Consider the following 1,910-nt stretch of genomic DNA (forward strand, 5'->3'; position numbering starts at 1 on the left):
GCAAGGCGGCACTCGACAGCCGGAAGAAGAAGTAGGTGCGGGTGGCTTAACTCGACAGCGGCGGCGAGGCCGCCGGCTGCTCGATCGGCGGTGAGGAAGGCGACTGCCCGGCACTCGACGCCGGCTCCGGCCTTGCCAGCGGCTCCTCCACATTGCCGCCCTTGTAGAGGCGGGCGTAGCGGCGGCCGAGGCTGGTCAGCACCTCGTAGCCGATCGTGCCGAAATGATGTGCGAGCTCGTCCACGGTGATGCCTTCGCCGAGCAAGGTCACCATGTGGCCGCGCCGCGCCGCGTTCGGCGGCAGGTCGGTGATGTCGACCGCGATCAGATCCATGGAGATCCGGCCCGCGACAGGGCAGCGCTTGCCGGCCACGATGATCTCGGCACCGCGCGTGCCGTCATTGGAGCTGGCGGCGCGGAAATAACCGTCGGCATAGCCGACGGCGATGATGGCGAGCTTGGTCGGCCGCCGTGCGCTCCAGGTGCCGCCATAGCCGACGGTCTCCCCACGATCGATGCTGCGGATCTGCACGATGCGCGCCTTGAGGTCGACCACCTGCTGCATCGGATTGTCGGCTTCCGGCGTCGGGTTGACGCCGTAGAGGGCCGCGCCCGGCCGCACCAGGTCGAACTGGAAGGGCGCCCCCAGGAAGATGCCGGAGGAGTTGGCGAGCGCGGCCGGCACGCCCGAGAACTCGCTGGCAATGCTGCGGAAGGCCGCGAGCTGCCGCGCATTGATCGGGCTGTTGAGCTGCTCGGCCGCGACCAGATGGCTCATAACGAGCGTGATGCCGTGATCGCCGGCATTGATGCGGGGGATGATGGCCTGCGCCTCCGACAGCGTCAGCCCGAGCCGGTTCATGCCGGTGTCGATGTGGATTGCGGCGCCGCCGTTCCAGCCGGTGCGGCGGCAGAACACGTCCCATTCGGCCAGTTCGTTGAGATCTCCGATCACCGGCCGGCAGTTGATCTTGGCGTAGTGCTCGCCGGTGTTTTGGAAATAGCCGCCGAGCACGTAGATGGTGGGCTCGGGAACGGCGGCGCGCACCTTGCGGGCTTCCTCGATGGTGGCAACGAAGAAGGTCTTGCAGCCGGCCTTGCTCAGGGCGCGCGACACCTGCTCGGCGCCGCAGCCATAGGCGTCCGCCTTGATTACCGCGGAGCATTCGGCCGGCACCGCCGTCTTCTCGAGCTTGCGCCAATTGGCGATGATCGCGTCGAGATCGACGGTCAGCACGCCGCCGAAGGCGGCGAGCGCGGCAGCCTGATTGGCCTCCGCGGAGAGAGGGCCGGGCGAGGTGATTGTCTTCGGGGCGGACGCCATTGTCATTGCGCCGTTTTACGCAAGAGGCCGGCGCGGTTCAACCCGCGGAACAATCTAGTAGTCGCTGCGATCCGGCAGCTGTCCGTCATGCGCGAGGTCGCCGAAGCGCGTGACCGAGGCGTCGAAGTGCAGCTCGACCGTGCCCGTCGGACCATGACGCTGCTTGCCGATGATGACTTCGGCGCGGCCGACGGTGCGCTCCATGTCGGCCTGCCATTTGGCGTGCTCCTCGGTGCCGGGACGCGGCTCCTTCATGGCGAGGTAATATTCCTCGCGGAACACGAACAGCACGACGTCGGCGTCCTGCTCGATCGAGCCGGATTCACGCAAGTCCGAGAGCTGCGGCCGCTTGTCGTCGCGCGATTCGACCTGGCGCGAGAGCTGCGACAGCGCGATCACGGGAACGTTGAGCTCCTTGGCCAGCGCCTTCAGGCTGGTCGTGATTTCCGTGATCTCCTGCACGCGGCTGTCGCTGGCGCGCTTGCCGGAGCCTGAGAGCAGCTGGATGTAGTCGATCACCAGGAGGTCGAGGCCCTTCTGGCGCTTGAGCCGGCGCGCGCGCGCCATCAGCTGCGCGATCGAGAGG

2 protein-coding genes are annotated in these 1,910 nt (G+C 67.4%); both read right to left on the reverse strand.

Going from position 1 to position 1,910, the window contains the following annotated elements; all coding sequences use genetic code 11:
- Positions 1 to 46 precede the first annotated feature (46 nt).
- Positions 47 to 1,324, reverse strand: coding sequence for an alanine racemase (gene alr, locus JHD07_RS32080; RefSeq protein ID WP_291629435.1), 1,278 nt, complete (start codon positions 1,322 to 1,324; stop codon positions 47 to 49).
- Between the two features lie 54 nt (positions 1,325 to 1,378).
- Positions 1,379 to 1,910, reverse strand: a 532-nt coding sequence (locus JHD07_RS32085) for a DnaB-like helicase C-terminal domain-containing protein (protein ID WP_291629436.1), incomplete at its 5' end; no start/stop codon positions are given.

The sequence above is a fragment of the Bradyrhizobium sp. genome (assembly GCF_016462955.1).
In the GTDB taxonomy this organism is placed as follows: domain Bacteria; phylum Pseudomonadota; class Alphaproteobacteria; order Rhizobiales; family Xanthobacteraceae; genus Bradyrhizobium.